Annotated in this window: 20 protein-coding genes; 2 read left to right on the plus strand and 18 right to left on the minus strand. The window is 55.4% G+C overall.

The features are described 5' to 3' along the window. The first annotated feature begins 106 nt into the window (after positions 1-106). Entirely contained in the window at positions 107-1201 is a 1095-nt protein-coding gene (lptF, locus tag D9980_RS23375; RefSeq protein ID WP_021807814.1) for an LPS export ABC transporter permease LptF, read from the plus strand. After that, positions 1201-2271 (plus strand): LPS export ABC transporter permease LptG, encoded by a 1071-nt coding sequence (lptG, locus tag D9980_RS23380; RefSeq protein ID WP_121608562.1) that lies wholly within the window; start codon positions 1201-1203, stop codon positions 2269-2271. The genes lptF and lptG overlap by 1 nt, the downstream gene beginning before the upstream one ends. 390 nt (positions 2272-2661) lie before the next feature. Here lptG and D9980_RS23385 read toward each other — a convergent pair whose 3' ends face one another. The 18 genes from D9980_RS23385 to denD all read right to left on the minus strand — a co-directional run bounded on the left by D9980_RS23385 (position 2662) and on the right by denD (position 18897). Next, a complete protein-coding gene (locus tag D9980_RS23385; protein ID WP_121608563.1) occupies positions 2662-2991 on the minus strand; it encodes a multidrug efflux SMR transporter in 330 nt (109 codons plus the stop codon). 11 nt (positions 2992-3002) lie between these two features. Then, a complete protein-coding gene (locus D9980_RS23390) occupies positions 3003-3362 on the minus strand; it encodes a multidrug efflux SMR transporter (RefSeq protein ID WP_024529409.1) in 360 nt (119 codons plus the stop codon). Between the two features lie 54 nt (positions 3363-3416). Then, positions 3417-4085: a hypothetical protein gene (locus D9980_RS23395; RefSeq protein ID WP_121608564.1), complete on the minus strand. Its 669-nt coding sequence runs from the start codon at positions 4083-4085 to the stop codon at positions 3417-3419. A gap of 10 nt (positions 4086-4095) precedes the next feature. Then, on the minus strand, positions 4096-4731 hold the full coding sequence (locus tag D9980_RS23400) for a phosphate propanoyltransferase (protein WP_024484709.1): 636 nt from the start codon (positions 4729-4731) through the stop codon (positions 4096-4098). Positions 4732-4766: 35 nt separating this feature from the next. Next, entirely contained in the window at positions 4767-5201 is a 435-nt protein-coding gene (locus D9980_RS23405; RefSeq protein ID WP_121608565.1) for a BMC domain-containing protein, read from the minus strand. 10 nt (positions 5202-5211) lie between these two features. After that, the gene (cutD, locus tag D9980_RS23410; RefSeq protein ID WP_121608566.1) at positions 5212-6162 is read right to left on the minus strand and encodes a choline TMA-lyase-activating enzyme; all 951 of its coding nucleotides are present in this window, start codon (positions 6160-6162) and stop codon (positions 5212-5214) included. A 64-nt stretch (positions 6163-6226) separates the two neighbouring features. Further along, the gene (gene cutC / locus D9980_RS23415; protein ID WP_121608567.1) at positions 6227-9646 is read right to left on the minus strand and encodes a choline trimethylamine-lyase; all 3420 of its coding nucleotides are present in this window, start codon (positions 9644-9646) and stop codon (positions 6227-6229) included. A gap of 70 nt (positions 9647-9716) precedes the next feature. Continuing rightward, positions 9717-10871 carry a 1-propanol dehydrogenase PduQ gene (locus tag D9980_RS23420; protein WP_024484713.1) on the minus strand — a complete coding sequence of 385 codons (1155 nt, stop codon included), beginning with the start codon at positions 10869-10871 and terminating at the stop codon, positions 9717-9719. Positions 10872-10889: 18 nt separating this feature from the next. Further along, complete coding sequence (locus D9980_RS23425) at positions 10890-11147, minus strand: EutN/CcmL family microcompartment protein (protein WP_021179125.1); 258 nt, start codon at positions 11145-11147, stop codon at positions 10890-10892. 22 nt (positions 11148-11169) lie between these two features. After that, the gene (locus tag D9980_RS23430; RefSeq protein WP_121608568.1) at positions 11170-12786 is read right to left on the minus strand and encodes an acetaldehyde dehydrogenase (acetylating); all 1617 of its coding nucleotides are present in this window, start codon (positions 12784-12786) and stop codon (positions 11170-11172) included. Positions 12787-12874: 88 nt separating this feature from the next. Continuing rightward, entirely contained in the window at positions 12875-13153 is a 279-nt protein-coding gene (locus D9980_RS23435) for a BMC domain-containing protein (protein WP_021179127.1), read from the minus strand. Positions 13154-13167: 14 nt separating this feature from the next. Then, on the minus strand, positions 13168-13452 hold the full coding sequence (locus tag D9980_RS23440) for a BMC domain-containing protein (RefSeq protein ID WP_021807825.1): 285 nt from the start codon (positions 13450-13452) through the stop codon (positions 13168-13170). Between the two features lie 24 nt (positions 13453-13476). Next, positions 13477-13755, minus strand: a complete 279-nt coding sequence (locus D9980_RS23445) for a BMC domain-containing protein (RefSeq protein WP_004249182.1) — start codon at positions 13753-13755, stop codon at positions 13477-13479. Positions 13756-14388: 633 nt separating this feature from the next. Continuing rightward, on the minus strand, positions 14389-14910 hold the full coding sequence (locus D9980_RS23450) for a FidL-like protein (protein ID WP_024484715.1): 522 nt from the start codon (positions 14908-14910) through the stop codon (positions 14389-14391). 3 nt (positions 14911-14913) lie between these two features. Further along, complete coding sequence (locus tag D9980_RS23455) at positions 14914-15708, minus strand: winged helix-turn-helix domain-containing protein (RefSeq protein WP_121608569.1); 795 nt, start codon at positions 15706-15708, stop codon at positions 14914-14916. 40 nt (positions 15709-15748) lie between these two features. Continuing rightward, positions 15749-16315, minus strand: a complete 567-nt coding sequence (locus tag D9980_RS23460; protein ID WP_024484717.1) for a TetR/AcrR family transcriptional regulator — start codon at positions 16313-16315, stop codon at positions 15749-15751. A gap of 231 nt (positions 16316-16546) precedes the next feature. Further along, positions 16547-17932 (minus strand): GntP family permease, encoded by a 1386-nt coding sequence (locus D9980_RS23465; protein ID WP_121608570.1) that lies wholly within the window; start codon positions 17930-17932, stop codon positions 16547-16549. A 2-nt stretch (positions 17933-17934) separates the two neighbouring features. Further along, positions 17935-18897 carry a D-erythronate dehydrogenase gene (gene denD, locus D9980_RS23470; RefSeq protein WP_121608571.1) on the minus strand — a complete coding sequence of 321 codons (963 nt, stop codon included), beginning with the start codon at positions 18895-18897 and terminating at the stop codon, positions 17935-17937. Positions 18898-18926: the final 29 nt, after the last annotated feature.

Consider the following 18926-nt stretch of genomic DNA (forward strand, 5'->3'; position numbering starts at 1 on the left):
ACTATTTTAGCTGTGAAGGTTGCCACATGATGAGAAAAAATGGCGGATTAGCGATGAAACTATCGATTTTCCTGCAAAAAGACAAGTTTTCACAGGCGTAATAAGCGTGATCATCATTAGATATCTGGTACGGGAAACGCTGAAGAGCCAAATTGCCATCCTGTTTATCCTGCTTCTGATCTTCTTTTGTCAGAACCTGGTCAGGGTGTTAGGTGATGCGGTAGACGGCAATATCCCGACAAATTTAGTCTTATCCCTGCTTGCATTGGGTGTGCCGAAGATGGCGCAGCTAATCTTGCCCTTAAGCCTGTTTCTTGGCCTCTTGATGACGCTTGGTCGGTTGTATACTGAAAGCGAAATCACCGTTATGCACGCCTGCGGTCTGGGGAAACGGACCCTGATCATTGCCGCTATGGTGTTGGCGATCTTTACCTCGGCGGTGGCTGCGGTAAACGTCTTCTGGGTCGGGCCATGGGCGGCCAGCCATCAGGACGAAGTGATTGCCGAAGCCAAAGCCAACCCCAGCATTGCCGGGCTGGCTGAAGGGCAGTTCCAGCCCTCACAGGATGGTAACGCCGTGCTGTTTGTCGGTAGCGTAAAGGGCAACACCTTCAACGACGTGTTCCTGGCGCAGCTACGCCCGAACGGTAACCAACGCCCTTCGGTGGTGGTGGCCGAGCATGGAATGATCAATCAGGGCCGCGATGGATCGCAGGTTGTCACGCTGGACAAAGGCACCCGGTTTGAAGGCACCGCGCTGCTGCGTGATTTCCGCATTACCGACTTCACCGACTATAAAGCGGTTATCGGCCATCAGTCGGTCACTATCGATAATACCCAGTCCGAGCAGATGTCGATGCGCACACTGTGGGAATCGAATGAACCGGATGCGCGCGCCGAATTCCACTGGCGTCTGACGCTGGTCGTTTCTGTGGTGCTGATGGCGCTGCTGGTGGTGCCGCTTAGCGTGGTCAACCCGCGCCAAGGCCGTGTGTTGAGCATGTTGCCAGCGATGCTGCTGTATCTGATCTTCTTCCTGTTGCAGACCTCGCTGCGTTCCAATGCCGGTAAGGGCAAGCTGGATCCGCTGGTGTGGATGTGGCTGGTGAACCTGGCGTACTTCGCGATTGCTCTGGCACTTAACCTGTGGGATACCGTGCCGATGCGCAAACTGCGTGCACGCCTGAGAGGAGCGGCCTGATGTTTGGTGTACTGGACCGTTATATCGGTAAAACGATTTTCAACACCATCATGATGACGCTGTTCATGCTGGTTTCGCTTTCCGGCATCATCAAGTTCGTCGATCAACTGCGTAAAGTCGGGCAGGGTGAATACTCGGCATTTGGCGCGGGGGTGTATACCCTGCTCAGCGTACCAAAGGATATTGAGATCTTCTTCCCGATGGCGGCGTTGCTAGGGGCATTGCTCGGTTTGGGCACCTTGGCTACGCGTAGCGAACTGGTGGTGATGCAGGCTTCTGGCTTCACCCGGCTGCAGATTGCCGGTTCGGTGATGAAAACCGCTATTCCGCTGGTCTTGCTGACAATGGCAATCGGCGAATGGGTGGCACCGCAGGGCGAACAGATGGCGCGTAACTATCGTGCGCAGCAGATGTATGGTGGCTCGCTGCTCTCTACCAAGAGCGGCCTGTGGGCGAAGGACGGCAATGACTTTATCTACATCGAACGGGTGGCGGGTGAAAAAGAGCTGGCTGGCGTCAACATTTACCACTTCAACGATCAGCGTCGGTTAGAGACGGTCCGCTATGCCGGTACCGCAGATTTTGAAGATGGCGCGTGGCAGCTTTCGCAGGTGGATACCTCCGATTTGACCAATCCGAATCAGGTCACCAGTACCCAGACGCTAACCGGGGTGTGGAAAACCAACCTGACGCCGGACAAGCTGGGCGTGGTGGCGTTGGATCCGGACTCGCTTTCCATCAGCGGCTTGCACAACTATGTGAAGTACCTCAAGCAGAGTGGCCAGGAGGCTAGCCGTTACCAGCTGAATATGTGGAGCAAGATCTTCTCGCCGCTGTCGGTGGCGGTGATGATGCTGATGGCGCTGTCGTTTATCTTTGGCCCGCTGCGTAGCGTGCCAATGGGCGTGCGAGTGGTGATCGGTATCAGCTTCGGCTTCCTGTTCTACGTGCTGGATCAGATCTTCGGCCCGCTGAGCATGGTGTACAGCATGCCGCCAATTCTGGGTGCCCTGTTGCCAAGCTTGCTGTTCCTGTTAATTAGCCTTGTGCTGCTGCTGAAGCGGAAATAGCTGGCTGTTCCCCTCACCCTAACCCTCTCCCAAAAGGAGAGGGGACTGACCGTGCTATAACTTGGCTACGGCATTCGTCCTCAGAATCTCTTCTGTTAGAGAGCAACCTCTGCATCTGAACACAACTCCTGAATGGCACCCTCTTCCAAAGGGAGAAGGACCGACCAAGTTCGTTGATTGCTTTGCGTACTACCGTGCCTTTCTTGTTCTTACTCCCTTCTTTCCGAAGCTGCACGGGCTAACTACGCACTCAGGACTGGCTCCCTCTCCTTTTTGGGGAGAGGGTTGGGGTGAGGGGAGGCAGATTGGTGCGAGCTTGAAGGGAGATTTCCCCAGCCAACAAAAAAGCGCAACGTTGCCGCTGCGCCTTATCTGGTAGAGCCTGAAAGCTTACATCTGCGAGAAGATGTTCATAATGACGCCACCGCTGATGATCAGCGCCATGGCGAAGATGGCAGGGAGATCCGGTTTCTGCTTGTAGAGCAGCATGGAAACGAAGGTCACCCCGACGATGCCAAAGCCGCACCACAGCGAGTAGGCGACGCCCACCGGGATAAACCCCATCGCCTTGGTCAGGGCAAAATAGCACAGGCAGTAAGCGCTAATCACCAGCACCGAAGGCCCCAGCTTTTTAAAGTTGTTGGTTTTTTTAATCATCGAGGTCCCGGTGATTTCTGAACCGATCGACAGAGCCAGCCACAAGAAGCCAATATTAAACATAGTTGATACCCTTATTCTTCGGAGGAGCCCATTTTGGAGAAGAGGTTCATGATCACGATGCCGCTGGCAATCACGATCATGCCGATAATGGCTGGCATATCAGGGTGCTGGCCGTAAAACACCATGCCCAGGCTTGAGACCAGTAAAATCCCGGTGCCTGACCAGGTGGCGTAAGCCAGGCCGACAGGAATGTATTTCACTGCGTTGGATAATGAGTAATAACAAACGCAATACAACACGACGATCAAGCCGAGTAATAACGTCTTGGTGGTACCTTCGCTGTTATCAAACATTTTTAAGGTAGAGGTGGCCGAGGTCTCGGAGAAGATGACCAATAACATCCATACCCATGCTTTTGCCTTGGTAGACATAGAGTTCGCTCCTGATAAATAATTATTGATATAAAGTAAAATTTTGAAGTTTGGTTATTTTTTTCCTCGGCTATATTCCAATGCCAAATCGGTCAGCTTGGCTCCCGGTGGTGAACGACCATTGAGCCGCTTGAGTTCGCTAAGCGTTACATAGGCTTGTGGCGGCGCTGCCAACGGCTCCGTAGCTGCGGGCTGGGCCGATAACATCCGATCCAACGTACAGAGCTCAATGCCTTGTGCCGCCAGCTTCGGCAGATAATCTGCCTGGGGGGCGTTTTCCCCTGCGCGGCTCAGGCCTTTCAGCTGATTTAATTCGCTGGTCGGGTTGCAGTTATAATCCAGTGCCATTATTGGCCTGCCGCTCATGCGAGCCAGATGAATAAACCGGGCAGCGTCAGACTGTAATAAACCGTTGGCCACTTCCGCCGCCGTCGCGAAATCGAGAAAAGGGATTAATACTCGCGCAATACTATCCAGCGCGCCGGTTTGGCTGATTTCCGCCAGCGAAGTTATTGGCCCAAGTTGGCTCCAATCTGTTTCTGCGTGAAACTGCCGGGCATTATCGCTAAACAGGATCACCGGCGAGAACGCCTGGCAGTGCTGCAAGCGCGCGCGAATAATCTCGTGGTAGCCATCCGCTGCGGTTAACAGCACCAACGCCCGTGGCCGCATCCGTAAGAGCACTTCATTGACCAACTTGTCGATGACTTCACGCTGCATCATATTTGCCGCCTTAGGGAACGATAACCACGTTGTCACCGGAAGCCAGCCCGGCGGCGTTGGCTTCATCGGTATCAATGTGCAGTTCCAGCGCAAAGCTGGCTTTGATCCGCACGATGACTTCGTCAAAGATCAGCCCACGCACCCCTGCCGCTTTCACCCGCACCTTCTGCCCGTTCTGCACGCCCAGTCTGGCGGCATCCTGCGGATTCATATGGATATGGCGCTGGGCACAAATCACCTGTGAATGCAGCGAAACGTAGCCCGCCGGGCCAGCCAGCATGGCGTCACCGGAGGCGTTCAGATTACCGGATTCGCGTACCGGAGCCTTCAGCCCCAGGGTAAAGCAGTCCGCCTTGGAGATTTCCAACTGAGTGCAATCACGTGCTGGCCCCAACACCCGCACCTTGGAGAGCGAGCCTTTCGGGCCGACGATCATCACGCACTCTTTCGCGGCGAACTGCCCAGGCTGGCGTAGCTCTTTGCATGGCGTCAGCTGATAACCGGCACCAAACAGCGTTTCAATATCCTGCTGCGACAGATGGACATGCCGGTTTGAAACCCCAACCGGGATGGCGATGCCGGTGGGAGAAGAATAGTTCTCTGCCAGGTTATGGCGGATCCTTTCCAGTAACGACTCATTAAACATACTGTTATTCCTACCCGATCTCAGAAGCTGTACGGTTATTTAGACTCTTTCTTGCCGCCGGTGCGGGCGGGCTTGTTGTCGGCAACAGGGGCTTCGACTACCGGTGCTGCGGCCTCTGCCTGCGGGGCGGCCACCTCTGCTACTGGCGCAGGCGTTTCTTGCTGTACTTTGGTCGCTGGCGACGTAAGCTCCTTGCCTTTCAGCCCGGTCAGCAGCGCGACAACCTGTTTTTCCGGGCGGGCAATCACCAACTGGCCTTTGATAAACGCCGGTTGTTTGATCACTGCCACACCGCTGTCGATGGCGGTTTTCACCGCGCTGATTTCCCCGGCAAAGAACACGCTAACCAGGCCGGAACCAATCTTCTTGTATCCCAGCACCGTTACCGCAGCGGATTTACAGGCCGCATCGGCCGCGTGGATCGCGGCGGTCAGGCCATAGGTTTCAATCACTCCCAGGCTTAAGTTCATCTCAATCTCCTTAGTGCCTTACCAGGCGGATATCAAAGTCAAAGCGCTGGAAAAAAGCCGCCAGTTGGTCCAGTTCTTCATTGCTGTAACTTGGGTCGTCTTTGACCGGATAGATCATGTCGAGCCGCTGGTATTTGTTTTTACCCAGTTGGTGATAAGGCAAAACGTCGATGCGGCTGATATTGCCTTTGCGTGCCAGGGCCATGACATAGTCAATGGCACCGGTGATGGCATCATAAGAATCGTTATAGCCGCGTACCAAAGGCATGCGCACCACGATATGGCTGCCCAGTTCCACCAGGCGCTCCAGGTTTCTTTTTACGCCTTCGTTGCCGACGCCAAACAACGCTTTATGCCGTGCGCTATCGATATGCTTGATATCGAACAGGAACATATCGGTGCAGGTCGCCAGCTTTTCATAATTGGCTAAAGTGGTGGTGCCATTGGTTTCGATGGCGGTGTTGATCATCTGTTTTTTGCATTCGGTCAGCAGCGCGGCCGCAAAGTCGGTTTGCAGGCTCAGCTCGCCACCGCCCAGGGTGACGCCACCGCCAGAGGCATGATAGAAATCGACGTCCTGCAGGATGATATCCATCAACTCCTGCACCGTGACGTCCTTACCCATGATGTCCAGCGCGCCAGAGATGCAGACCTCTTCGCACTTGCGGCAACCGATGCAGTCTATGTTGCGATCGAGATGGTGCTTGAGATCGCCTTGTGCATTCTGGATCTGGGAGTGGATCCCCACCGGGCAGACGCTGACACATTGCCCACAGTCAACGCACTTATCATGTGAATACATCACCTGGAAATTGCTGGTGAGCCCCTCGGGGTTGGCGCACCAGGCGCAGAGGATGTTACAACCTTTGAAAAAAATCAGGGTGCGAATACCGTCTCCGTCATAGATCGAGTATTTCTGGATATTGAAAATCCGACCCTTTTTCTCCAGTGTGTTATCCATACTATTTTCCCCTTTCTTCGAAGGCTGATGGGATAAGACATCCTTGTCTTATCCAAGGCTAAAGTCAGAACTTCTCAATAACGGTACGGCTGATGATTTCGTCCTGCACTTCTTTGCATAGCTCGACGAAGTAGGCGCTGTAACCGGCCACACGGACGATCAGGTCGCGATATTTCTCTGGCTCCACCTGCGCCTGTTTCAGCACTTCGTTATCCACGTAGCTGAACTGCATCTGGCCGTTGCCCAGAATGGACGCGGTACGCAGCAGGGTGATCAGTCCGTTCTTGCCTTCCGGGGTATCGAGCAGCCCTTTGAGGAACTTGAAGTTGTGCACCATGCCGATGTTCATGGTTTCCACGTTCATCTTGCTGACGGACTTGATGATGGCGGTTGGGCCCTGTTTGTCTGCGCCCTGCGTCGGGCTGATCCCGTCGGAGAGTGGCATCCAGGCCAAGCGGCCGTTTGGCGTTGCGGCGGTCAGTTCACCGATCGGCGTGTTGTTGGAAATCGACAGGGTGCCGTGGCTCAGCGTGGAGTAGAGCATCTTGTACTTGCGGCACTCGCGCTCGGTCCACTCGGTGATGTCCAGCGCGTACTGATCGACCGTGTCATCGTCATTGCCGTACTTCGGCGCATTCAGACAGTCGCGGCGCAGCTGTTCAAAGCCTTCAAAGTTGGCCAGCAGCGCGTCACGGATCTGCTCCAGGGTGTATTTGCCATCCTGATACACCAGCTTGCGGATCGCGGCCATGGAGTCGACATAGGTCGCCAGGCCGGAGAAGATCAGCCCTGGGCCGTGGTTGATCACCGCGCCACCGGCGGCCACGTCTTTACCCTGTTCCATACAGCCTTCCACCAGCAGCGACATCAGCGGTTTTGGTGCTACATCGCGGTGCACACGCTGGCTGATCACGGTACCGATAGCCGACAGTTTGACGATGTGCGCGATCTGCGCCTTCACCGCATTGTCGAACTCTTCGTAGGTTTTCAGGGTGCTCAGCTCACCGGTATCCAAGCCTTGATAGCTGTCGAACAGCACCATGCGGCCACGGTTGAGCACGAACTCGATGGCGATCGGCCACTGGGTATAACCGGTGGAGGTCCACTGATAGATGCGGCCGGATTTTTGCGGCTCTACGCAGCCCATCAGGCAGTAGTCGCGCGCATCTTCAAAGTCAAAGCCCTTGCGCAGCATCATCTTGATGTGGGAATCATCAAAGTGGCAGGCCGGGAAGCCCATACCCGCTTTCACCACGTCAACGATCTTCTCCATGTACTTCTGCGGTGACTGGTTATGGATACGGCAGGCCAGCGACGGCTGGTACACTTTGACGAAGCGCACGGCGTCCATGATCAGATAGGTCAGGTCGTTACAGGCATCACCGCCACTGCGTTTCTGCCCGCCGATGGTCAGGTTGATAAACGGCTGGTAACCGGCGAAGTACTTGGCGCCCAGTTCGCTGGACATCCACATCAGTTCGGCACACTTGATGATGAAGGCCTGCAACAGTTCCAACGCCTGTTCCTGCGTCAGGCGGCCAGATTCGATATCGGCCTGGTACATCGGGTAGCAATACTGATCCAGACGGCCCAGCGACAGCCCGGTCTGGTTTTCTTCCACTTCAAACAGTGACTCTACCGTCCAGATGCTTTGCAGCGCTTCTTGCAGGGTCTTCGGTGGGTTGGCAGGGACGTTCTCGTTGGTTTCTGCGATGGTCAGCAGTTCCGCACGGCGTGCCGGATCTTGCTCAACGGCAGCCAGTTCACGGGCCTTGTCGGCGATACGTTTGGCGTAGGCCACCACGCCGTCACAGGTTTCAATGGCCGCTTTGTAGAAGTAGATCTTGTCGATATCCGCCGGGTTTTCCATGCTCAGCGCCGCGAGGTGCTGCTGGGCATCGGCCTTGATGCCGTTCATCCCTTTGGTGAACAGCAGGATGTCGTAGCCTGGGCAGGTGTCGCCGCCGCCGTTAATCTGGTGGTAGGAGAGGTCGCTGACAAAGGTTTCGCCGCTGAAGGCCCAAACGCCCGCTTCGCGGTACTGCGCTTCACAGATCTCATCGAGCGAACGGCCTTCCCAGAACGGTACGATCTCTTCACGGATCGTCTTCTTGTCGGCCTCGGAGATAACGAACGGATCCTGCGGGCGGGTGCCCATGGTATCCAGCTCGTCACGCACCCAGCGCCAGGCGATATCTGGTGAGAACGCCCCTGCACGCGGTTTTCCGCACGGATGGCCGACGATCAGCTCATCTTTCTGGATCAGGAGCGGTGCGGTTTCACAGGCAGCACGGAAAGACTTGGCGCGCAGCAGAATGGTTGGCAGACCTGGGTTGTTTTTTGCCATTTCGGTAAAGGTGATGGCACGATAGATAGAAACGCTAGGGCGAGCATCGAGGTAGTTGTCACGCAGGCGTTGCAGGCGCGGCGTCAGCCCTTCCATCAGTTTGTGCGTTGCCACGTCTTGCGCGGAGGCCGCCACGAACGGGGCCGATGGCGCACTGTACTGTGGGCGAGCACCTGCCTGGCCAGCAAACAGTTTTACCTGCAAGTTGCTGTTGAGTGTCATCAGGTTGCTACGGGCTGCCAGCAACATGGCGGACAGATCGTTGATCACCAATGCCGGATCGTCGAGGCGCACGCCGTGCAGCATGGCGTCAAACATCGGGTAGCCGTCCAACTCACGTGGTGCGCGCACTTCGGAAAGCTCACACAGCTTCAGCCACAGGCACTCGACGATTTCATAAGCCTGCTCCGGCGTCAGCACGCCACGGGTGATGTCTTGCTGATAGAAGCTGTACAGCAGTTTGTCGAAGCCGCCTGGGTAAACCGCGTAGCTGCCGTTTTCCAGGTGCAGTGCCAGTTGGAAGAAGTAGAACGACTGGCAAGCCTCTTTAAAGCTGCTGGCCCCGTAAGCCGGGACTTTCTTCAGCATGGCGGCTGCTTCTTGTAGCTCCGCCTTGCGGTACGGATGGTTTTCTACCGCAGCCATGTTTTCGGCTTTGCTAGCCAGTTTCTGCGCCAGATGCATCGCTGCATTGCAGGCGTAGATCATGGCGCGGCATTGGTTGACTTCGTCCAGCCCAGAACGGCTGACGGCGCTGCCGATGCTTCTGGCGCGGTCTTCCATTTCTGCTTCGATGGCGAACAGCCCTTTGGTGATCACCGCCAGATAGTCCGGTGAGGTCTGGCCAAATGCGGTGAAGGCCGAAGGACTGCGCAGTTCGCTTTCGCTGTGGAACACGGCGGCGCGCGGGGTGGAGGATTGGCTGCCGATAATCAACTCATCGGGGCCGATGTAGCCGGGCAGTTGCTTGACCAGCTCATTGAACAGCTTGGCATTCTTGACCAACTGCGGCATGCCAGCCACATCGCCACCCAGCGTTTCCAGAATGGCGGCACGTTCGGTGCTGATGGTGCTGTTTTGGGATAAGAGTCTTTCTGCCAGCAGTTTTACGCGTGGCGTCAGTGAATAATGGGCCATGTTCAAATCTCTCCTGATGTCCTGCGGCTTTCACACAAATTGGCAAAATCCGTTGACTGTAATGAGTGCGTTATTGAAGCTGTACCGGGCCGCCGCTGTAGGCGAGGCGGAACAGTTTCTCCAAATCTGCCGCGTTAACGTCGCGCGGGTTGGTTGGCGTGCAACTGTCGTGCAGCGCCTGCGTGGCCAGTTCGCCAAGGCAAACCTGGAAGCGGTGTTCCTCTACCCCTGCGGCTTGCAGATTGGCCGGTAGCTGCATTTCCTGTTTCAGCGTTTCGATAGCCACCAACAGACTATTGACGCCATCACGTACCGAGGTGCTTGGTAGCCCCAACAGGCGTGCCAGGGCGGCATACTTGTGCGCGGCCGGGGTGTCGCAGTTGCCGTCAACGTCGGCATTGAAGGCGACCACCGATGTCATCAGCAGTGCATTGGCTCGGCCATGCGGGATGCCAAACATGCCGCCGAGGGCGTGCGCCAGGCTGTGGGTGATACCCAACGATGCGTTGGTGAACGCCATCCCGGCCATGCATGAAGCGTTATGCATTTTTTCCCGCGCAGGCAGATTGCTGCCCTGTTGGTAGCAGGTCAGCAGGTGGCCGAATACCATCTGCACCACTTTTTCGGCCATCGCATCGCTGAAGTCGCTGGCCTTGCGGGAGACATAGGCCTCCAGGGCATGACACAGCACATCCATCCCGGTATCGGCGGTAATGCTGGCCGGCACCGACTTCACTAGCTGAGGATCGAGGATGGCGATGTCGGGCAGCATGAACTCGTCCACCAACACCAGCTTTTGGCTGCGGGACTTGATCACCGAGAAGCTGGTGACTTCGGAACCGGTGCCGCTGGTGGTGGGGATGGCGACAAAACAGGGCTTGCTACGGCCGCTGTCTTTACGGCAATGCCACAGCGCATACATCACCGCCTTGGCGGCATCGATGACCGAGCCGCCACCCAAGGCAATCACCAGGTCCGGGTAGTCGTCATCCATCAGCTTCATGCCGCTGACGATGGCGGAAATATCCGGGTCTGAGGCCACCTGGTCATACTGACGACAGCGGATCTGCTGCTGTTGGAGCAGGCTGGTCACCCGCTCGGCCAAGCCAAACTTCACCATCGCCTGATCGGTGACCAAAAACGCCGAGCGTCCAGGCAGGCTGCTCAGCGCGAGCAGCGCATCCTCACCGAAATGGATTTTTGGCTTAATCAGAAACTCATTCATGCCTACTTCCTCTTACTCTTAACGCTCCCGGTGAACCTTCTCGACAATGGCAACGATCGACATGGCCTTGTAGCGGTCTTTACTCAGTGCGAAATACTCTTCCACCAACACCAGATCGTTTTCACCGGCACCGACACTGTCGACGGCAACGTAGGTACGATCTTTGATGGCTTCCAGGTCGTCACCCAGAGCTGTGACTAGCAGCAGGTTGCTGCCGCGTAGTTCGTCACTTTTCTGCGTGGCCACCACATGGCCGGTTACCTTTGCGAGGATCATGTTTTCACCCTTGGTTGATGTGTTACCGGGACAGGCGTCCAAGCACTTCCGTAATGATCCGTTCGACGTTCTCTTCGGTGATGTCATTGGCTGCGGCGTTAACCACTGCGCGGGTGACCGCCCCGAAACGATCGTCGCCCTGGGCATACAGCGGTGCCGGTGCGGCCTGCGGGGCTACCGCCGCCGTTGGCGCTGCAAAGCGGTTATCGTCGAAGATGCTGGTGCTATGGCTGGTTGGCGCACTGCACGGCTGAGCTGCGGGTTGTGGTTGGCGCAGATCCTCGATGCTACGAACGCCATAGCCGACTTTACGTACGTTCAGCAGGTTCATCGGGCCGACGTTGTCCGAGCTGGAGCCGCCACCAACGGCACCGCAACCGAGCGTTAACGCAGGTATAAGATTCGTGGTTGCGCCAATGCCTCCAAGCGCGGCGGGCGTATTGATCAGGATGCGGTGCACCGGTTTTTGCAGCGCAAACTCGCGGATCACCTGTTGGTTCTGGGTGTGGATGACCAGCGTATGCCCCAGACCTTCGTTGGTGAGTAGTTCCACCACGCGGTCACAGGCGCTCATCCAGTCTTCTTCGATGTACAGCCCCAGCACCGGGCAGAGTTTTTCACGGGCGTAAGGGTTTTTACGCGAGACGCTGTTTTGCAACGAAATCAGCACCCTGGTGGTCGCAGGTACGCAGAACCCGGCGCGTTCACTGAGGTAGATGGCGGTCTTGCCCACCACTTCAGGATTAATCATGCCGTTCGGGCGTAACAGGATATTGGCCAGGCGGGCAGACTCATCGTCGTTCATGAAGTAGCAGCCCTGGGCCAGCAACTCGCGGTGTACGTCCTGATAGATGCACTTTTCCACGATGATCGACTGCTCAGAGGCGCAGATCACGCCATTATCGAAGGTCTTGCTGGTGATGATGTCCTTCACCGCCTGCTGGATATTGGCGCTGCGCTCGATAAACGCCGGGCCATTGCCTGGGCCACCGCTGATGGTTGGTGTGCCGGAGCTATAGGCCGCACGGACCATGCCTTCGCCGCCGGTAGCCAGGATCAGCGCGACGTCTTTGCTGTGCATCAGGGCTTTGGTGGCTTCCAGCGTCAGCTGGGTCAGGCCGTCAACGATACCCGCTGGGGCACCGGCCTGGAGCGCGGCCTGCTTGACGATCTCAATCGCCCGCTGGCTGCACTGGCGCGCATTAGGGTGCGGGGAGAAAATAATGGCGTTCCCGGCCTTCAGCGCGATCAGCGTTTTATAGAAAATGGTTGAGGTTGGGTTGGTGGACGGCACCAGGGCGGTAATAACCCCTAACGGGACGCCCACGTCCATGACTTTATTCTGCTGGTCGTCACGAATAATACCGACGGTTTTTAAATCTTTAATATGCTCAAAAACTTTTTCAGAGGCGAAAATGTTTTTTAACACCTTGTCTTGCCAATTGCCGAAGCCGGTTTCTTCATGGGCCATCTTTGCCAATTCTTCGGCATGCCTGGCCGCTTCGCTGGCAATATTTTTAATAATGCCGTCGATCTTTTCCTGTGAATATTTGGCAAACAGCAACTGTGCCTGTTTGGCATTTTTAATCAGCGTGCGAGCCTGCTGAATGGATTGTAAATCCGGATCTAATGTGGTCATTAGTCTATTCCCCTGAATAGGAGTTTAATTTTTTACTTGCTGCAATCGGGTAGAGTACTTATCTGCCACCGCCGGTAATCAGGCTGAATTACGCCTTATGCTGTGAGGCGATTTTCTCAATATCATTGTGTGGGCGTGCAATAACCCGTGATGAAATCACTTCGCCAATTCGGCTGGCGGCTTCAATACCGGATTCCACTGCCGCGTTAACGGCACCCACGTCGCCTTTCACCATTACGGTGACCAGGCCGGAGCCGACGTTTTCATAGCCAATCAGTTCAATATTGGCGGCCTTACACATGGCATCGGCGGCTTCGATAGCAGGTACCAACCCTTTGGTTTCGATCAATCCGAGTGCATCTTTCATCAGTGAATTCCTTGTTATTCGGTGATTTTGTACTGCGAGATGATTTTCTGGATATCGTTATGCGGGCGGGCAATCACCAGTGAGGTAACCACTTCACCCACGCGTTTGGCCGATTCGATACCGGAATCCACTGCCGCCTTGACCGCGCCCACGTCGCCTTTCACCATCGCGGTAACCAGGCCGGAACCGACGTTCTCATAGCCGATCAGCTCCACGTTGGCCGCTTTGCACATCGCATCGGCGGCTTCAATACAGGCCACCAGCCCTTTGGTTTCAATCAATCCTAATGCGTCACCCATGATCCGTTCTCCTTGATGCGCTGTTTACGCTTTGTGCTTAATCACGATTTTGTTGATGTCGTTGTGTGGGCGGGCGATAACCAGTGAAGTCACAACTTCACCCACGCGTTGTGCGGATTCCACGCCGGAATCGACGGCGGCTTTTACCGCACCGACGTCACCTTTCACCATGGCGGTGACCAGGCCGGAACCGACGTTTTCATAGCCGATCAGTTCGACGTTGGCCGCCTTGCACATGGCATCCGCCGCTTCAATACAGGCCACCAACCCTTTGGTTTCGATTAAGCCTAATGCATCACCCATTGTTGTTTCCTCCACAAAGCCGGTTTATGAGTTGTCATCTGCTGTGCCGTTCGGCCATGAGGGGATCAAGGTTTCCGACGGCTAAGGGCACTATACCCCTCCGGTGGTTATTCAAAATATAAATTCATTAATCGATATCTATTTAGTTTTTTGTTCTGATAATAAGCCTCGATTTATCCTCTGTTTATCTGTTTGCTCTGATAATCAGCCCGATAATAGTTCTGCTCCCTGGCAAGAAATGGCGGGTTTTGGCATTCACTTAAGGGCTGAAAATAATGTTAAATCTATGGTATTCAAATGGGTTTTTTAGGTAGCGGAGGGGCTTGCAGACTGTGGAGTAGCGCAGGTTTTTTTGGGGCAGTTGTTAAGGTCGGCAATCTCCCCTCACCCTAATCCTCTCCCGTAGGGAGAGGGGACTGAACGTGCCACAGATTAGCCTCTGTACCTAACTTCGGCTCCGTACTGGCTCCCTCTCCTTTTTGGGGAGAGGGTTGGGGTGAGGGGAAATAGCGATCGCCGAATAGCCGACAGGCATTATGACTATCAGGGGGGTTTTTAGGGGATTGTAAGGGCTAATGGGAGGCAGGCCAGAGGCTTATGACAAGAGGAAACAGGCTTTCTGGAGAACGAGGGTTACTCTAACTGGCTGCCGGGTTTCAACGCGCAGATAAACAGTGGGGAGTTGATCGAACTGAGCAGCACGGTGTCGGCATTGATTTTCTCCATCGCCAATTGTAGGCCGTAGTGGCTGTCTGACATTTCCCGCATAAAGTAATCAAAGATCACGTCGGGAGATTGATCGATAGAGGACTTGCTGGACACCCAGCGGTTGATCTGATAATAGCGGGCTCCGGGGGAAACACGCTTGCTGGTATAATCAAACTGTACGTAGCGTTGTAAATAAAGCCAGCCTGCCTCCGAGTCTGAATATCCTTCCACCACGATGGAACCTTTACCTTTGACATTAAAGTTAAAGTGAATATTGACGTTAACGGATTCGGTAACGGTATCTTCAAAGTGCATAATGGCTTTGGTTGAGCAATTTAAAACATCATCGCGCTGGATAACATTATGCTTAACGGTGATAAATAGTGAGACCAGTAGCAATATGATAGAGACGGCAAACAGCCTTCTCCCCCAGCCCATTGTTTTCATAATTTATTTCCATGAATAATAAAAATAGTTATCGCAGTAGCTGAATGTATTATCTTGATGTTTGGCGCAGTGTGCGAGAAACGTCCGGCCTAACCCGTTGGATTGCAGCTTATCACCATAAAAGAACAGAAAACGTTCGTCTTTATCATACTTTATGTTCTTTTTTTCTTTGACGGCAATAAAGTTTTTCAGGTAATTCTCGCGCATTCTTGGATTTATCATGGCGTCGGTGGATAACACCTCAATGGGTTCCTGCGCGACGGGGGTGAAGACGAGAGGGGTCAGGCTGCCGTTGTTACTCCACGACCAGCCGATCAGCGCGATGGCCAACAGCGATATCATTGCTCCGGCATAACCCCAGTAGCGATCGTTGTTGTTGGTGGCCGCCGCTACCGGCGTTGGTTCTGGAGCTACCTCGGCAGAGGGTTCCTGTTCGCTGGCATGTATTACCGGATGCAACAAGGAGTCATCGATCACCTCGATCGTCAGCTCTGGATTTATTTCCAACCTGCCACGGGCCACGGTGACGATCACGTTCTCAATGCCATAACGGCGAAAGGCTTTGCGCAGGATGCTCAGGTACTGGTTCAGGTTGCTGTTGGAGGACATCAGCCCGTTGTCGTCCCAGACCCGTTGCATCACCGTATCGCGGCTGATCACGCCAGGATGCTGGATCATGAAGAACAGCAGGGCGTTGGCAGTGATGGTGAGCTGGCTATCTGACTTGCCGCCATCGTCCAGCTTTAGCGAACCTTCGGTGGCGTCATAAATAAGAAAGGCATTAATTTTGTATTTCATTATCGCCCCTGGGTGATTGGCTGCCCGCAAACCGCGGAGGTTAAAGCTCCTCGAAGGTCATTGCCGCCAGCCTCGTCACCAATGCAAGCCGCTCTTCCGGCGTCATAGTGACTCCTTCCGTAAGTTCAGAAAGCCATAGGCCGTCTGCACCATAGCGCACCAAATTACCTACGTAGCTGCGATCCAGTTCATCGGCGTTGGCCAGATGTTGCAGCACCCAGTCCCGCCAGCATTTACGCAACACCATTTCATGCGGCATGGCCAGCGACAGCAGGGCCAATTGACGGCTGGTGTCGGTTTCACTGATGCCTGCCAGGTACATCAGGTAGGCCCGGGAGAAGCGCCCGCGCGGGTTATCGTCCACGGCCATCAGCGCCATAATGCCGCGATCCATCACGGCCAGCAGGCGAATAAACAGCGCATGTATCAGCTCCTGCCTGCCGGGAAAGTGGTGCAGCAGCCCGCCCTTGCTGACCCCAGCCTGCTTGGCGACGGCGTTTAGCGACAGCGCGGCAATCCCATCTTTAGCGGCGATGATACTGGCGGCTTCCAGCAGCTGCTCTTGCAGCCGTTCCGGGTCTTTTTTGCGATGCACATGGGTATTCATGCGGCGATCATACCGACCAGCCGGTATGTCATTTTTGATCGAGGTCAATCCGCTAACCCTAAAGGTCTGACCAATCCTGAATAATGATAGGTAGGTCAAACTATTTTAGTTATCAATAAATTAGGAAAGTTTTTACTAGCTTAATCGGGGTTGGGAGCTAACTGGGGCGTTAAGGCTGACAAGTGGCTCGGACGGCTCCCTCTCCCTGTGGGAGAGGGTCGGGGTGAGGGGCTACAAGATCCAGTCCAGCAACAAAATACCGACCAGGCTGATCGCCCAGGCTATAGTAGTGGGCACTGACCAGACCATCATCTGCTGCTTCACGTCCTTAATCCCCATCATCCTGTTGACTACCCAGAACATGCTGTCGTTAAAGTAGCTGAAGAACAGCGCGCCCATGGTGGCGGCCTGCGCGGCAGCGAGCATATTGACGCCGGGCAACTGGCTGACGATAGGGGCTGAGATGGAGGCTGCGGTGATCATGGCGACAGTGCCCGAACCCTGTATCAAGCGCACCAGCGTAGCGATAAAGAACGGGATCAATACCGGGGACAGCGGCAGATTGGCGACGTGCTGCGCCAGCAAGGTGCCGGTGCCACTTTCACGTAATACTGCCCCAAGCGCGCCACCGGCACCGGTCACCAGCAAGATAATCCCGGCGGCCTGCAAGCCTTCCTCCAGCCGCTCCAGCGTTTCGTGCTTGTCGACCTTCGGCATCAGGGTGTAAACCGCCAGCAGCACGCTGATGGCCAATGCAATCACCGGTGCACCGAGAAAGGCAAAGGCTTGCCCCCACAGGCTTTCTCCCAGCCAGGCCATTCCTTCTGACTTGGCCAGCATATTGTTCACCGCGTTGATAAAAATCAGCACGATGGGGGCGATGATTGGCAGCAGCGATAACGTTAAGCTTGGCAGCACCTTGGCTTCTTTCTCAGCCAGATAGCGCTGGTGGGCGGCCCGTAGGTCTTCCGGCTCATCTTCCTGGTCTTCTGGTGTAAAATCCGGGTAATAGGTGCCGAGCCAGCGCGCATAGATCACAATGCCGATCACGCAGGGAATGGCTAACACCAGTCCGGCCAGCATCATAGCGCCGATATCCACGCCGAAGATCCCCGCCACCCCTAATGGGCCCGGTGTTGGGGGCACTGCATGATGGGTAATGATCAGGCCACCCGCCAAGGCTACGCCGAGTGTCAGAAGATTGCGTTTGCCCTTCTTGGCCAGCGCCTTGACCAGCGGATAAAGGATGACGAAGGCCGAATCGACAAAAATCGGGATGCTGACGATATAGCCGGTGATCGCCAACGCCCACTCCTCACGCTTTTTACCCAGCCACTTGATAAAGCTGAAGGCGATCTGCTCCGCCGCGCCGGAAACTTCCAGCACGCGGCCCATCATCACCCCCAGACCAATAACAATCCCGATACTGCCGAGCGTGCTGCCAAACCCTTTGGAGATGGTATCTACCGTCTGCATGGCACTCAGCCCGCCGCTGATACCGGCGATGGAGGCCGCTGCCAGCATGGCGATCAGCGCATGAACCCGCGTGCGTAATACCAGCCACACCAGTACGAACACGGCCACCGCCAAACCAATGATGGGAGTATAAAGTGCCATATTCAGCTCCCGGCCTGCGGCATCTCATCGCGCATAAAGGCGCGGATGATCTGCTGGAAGTTTTCATCGGCACAGAACCCCAACGCCAATGCACGTTGTACATCGAAGTTGCCCGGCCAACTGGCAACAATACGATTGATGGCTTCGTCCGGCACAAAGTTCACCTTGGCGCGAGCCTGCTCACCGGCCACCTCCTCCAGTGCGGCTAGCATCTGCTCTACTGTGACGCTGATGCCGGGAAGGTTGACGATGCGTGAGGTGCCGAACTGCGCGGCAGGCAACGTGGCGGCATGGATAAAGTTGCGTACCACGGTGCCAGGGCTGGACAGCCATAGTGTCAACTCTGGGGAGACCGGGCAGACTGAATGTTCCCCGTGCAGTGGTTCACGGATGATGCCGCTGGCAAAGGAGGACGCTGCCTTATTCGGCTTGCCGGGGCGCACGCTGATGGTGGGCAGACGCAGCACCCGCGCATCGACAAATCCTTTGCGGGCGTAATCATTGATCAACAGTTCACACAGAGCCTTTTGTGCACCGTAGGAGGATTGTGGCTGCACAGCGCACTCATCGGTGACGGTGGCTGGAAGCTGGCCGCCAAACACCGCCAGCGAGCTGGTGAAGATAAACTTCATTGCCGGGGCATTCCGGCGCGCGGCTTCCAACAGTTGGCGAGTGGCGTCAAAGTTCACCTGCATCCCGAGATCGAAATCGCTTTCCGCATGGCTGCTGACGATGGCGGCCAGGTGAAACAGCACGCTGCAATCGCTGTCGATCAGCCGATCGGCGGCATCGGGTTGAGTGAGATCGAGCGCCAGGCAGCGAACTCGCGGATCGGCTAGCGGGGCGTTAGGCTGTTGGATATCTGCCAGCACCAGTTCGTCAAAAGGTAGCGTATTGTCTCGCAGAAGCGCGGTTGCCAAGCGTTGACCCAAAAAACCTGCTCCGCCAGTAATGATGACCTTCATGGTTACATTCCTTTTTTTGTAGGGGTTGT

Origin of the sequence: Serratia sp. 3ACOL1, from assembly GCF_003668775.1 — a bacterium.
Lineage (GTDB): Bacteria > Pseudomonadota > Gammaproteobacteria > Enterobacterales > Enterobacteriaceae > Chania > Chania fonticola.

Bases quoted from the DNA above. Each gene is read 5' to 3' on its own strand.
- lptG (WP_121608562.1), top strand. From the start codon at position 1,201: ATGTTTGGTGTACTGGACCGTTATATCGGTAAAACGATTTTCAACACC.
- D9980_RS23385 (WP_121608563.1), bottom strand. From the start codon at position 2,991: ATGTTTAATATTGGCTTCTTGTGGCTGGCTCTGTCGATCGGTTCAGAA.
- D9980_RS23390 (WP_024529409.1), bottom strand. From the start codon at position 3,362: ATGTCTACCAAGGCAAAAGCATGGGTATGGATGTTATTGGTCATCTTC.
- D9980_RS23395 (WP_121608564.1), bottom strand. From the start codon at position 4,085: ATGATGCAGCGTGAAGTCATCGACAAGTTGGTCAATGAAGTGCTCTTA.
- D9980_RS23400 (WP_024484709.1), bottom strand. From the start codon at position 4,731: ATGTTTAATGAGTCGTTACTGGAAAGGATCCGCCATAACCTGGCAGAG.
- D9980_RS23405 (WP_121608565.1), bottom strand. From the start codon at position 5,201: ATGAACTTAAGCCTGGGAGTGATTGAAACCTATGGCCTGACCGCCGCG.
- cutD (WP_121608566.1), bottom strand. From the start codon at position 6,162: ATGGATAACACACTGGAGAAAAAGGGTCGGATTTTCAATATCCAGAAA.
- cutC (WP_121608567.1), bottom strand. From the start codon at position 9,646: ATGGCCCATTATTCACTGACGCCACGCGTAAAACTGCTGGCAGAAAGA.
- D9980_RS23420 (WP_024484713.1), bottom strand. From the start codon at position 10,871: ATGAATGAGTTTCTGATTAAGCCAAAAATCCATTTCGGTGAGGATGCG.
- D9980_RS23425 (WP_021179125.1), bottom strand. From the start codon at position 11,147: ATGATCCTCGCAAAGGTAACCGGCCATGTGGTGGCCACGCAGAAAAGT.
- D9980_RS23430 (WP_121608568.1), bottom strand. From the start codon at position 12,786: ATGACCACATTAGATCCGGATTTACAATCCATTCAGCAGGCTCGCACG.
- D9980_RS23435 (WP_021179127.1), bottom strand. From the start codon at position 13,153: ATGAAAGATGCACTCGGATTGATCGAAACCAAAGGGTTGGTACCTGCT.
- D9980_RS23440 (WP_021807825.1), bottom strand. From the start codon at position 13,452: ATGGGTGACGCATTAGGATTGATTGAAACCAAAGGGCTGGTGGCCTGT.
- D9980_RS23445 (WP_004249182.1), bottom strand. From the start codon at position 13,755: ATGGGTGATGCATTAGGCTTAATCGAAACCAAAGGGTTGGTGGCCTGT.
- D9980_RS23450 (WP_024484715.1), bottom strand. From the start codon at position 14,910: ATGAAAACAATGGGCTGGGGGAGAAGGCTGTTTGCCGTCTCTATCATA.
- D9980_RS23455 (WP_121608569.1), bottom strand. From the start codon at position 15,708: ATGAAATACAAAATTAATGCCTTTCTTATTTATGACGCCACCGAAGGT.
- D9980_RS23460 (WP_024484717.1), bottom strand. From the start codon at position 16,315: ATGAATACCCATGTGCATCGCAAAAAAGACCCGGAACGGCTGCAAGAG.
- D9980_RS23465 (WP_121608570.1), bottom strand. From the start codon at position 17,932: ATGGCACTTTATACTCCCATCATTGGTTTGGCGGTGGCCGTGTTCGTA.
- denD (WP_121608571.1), bottom strand. From the start codon at position 18,897: ATGAAGGTCATCATTACTGGCGGAGCAGGTTTTTTGGGTCAACGCTTG.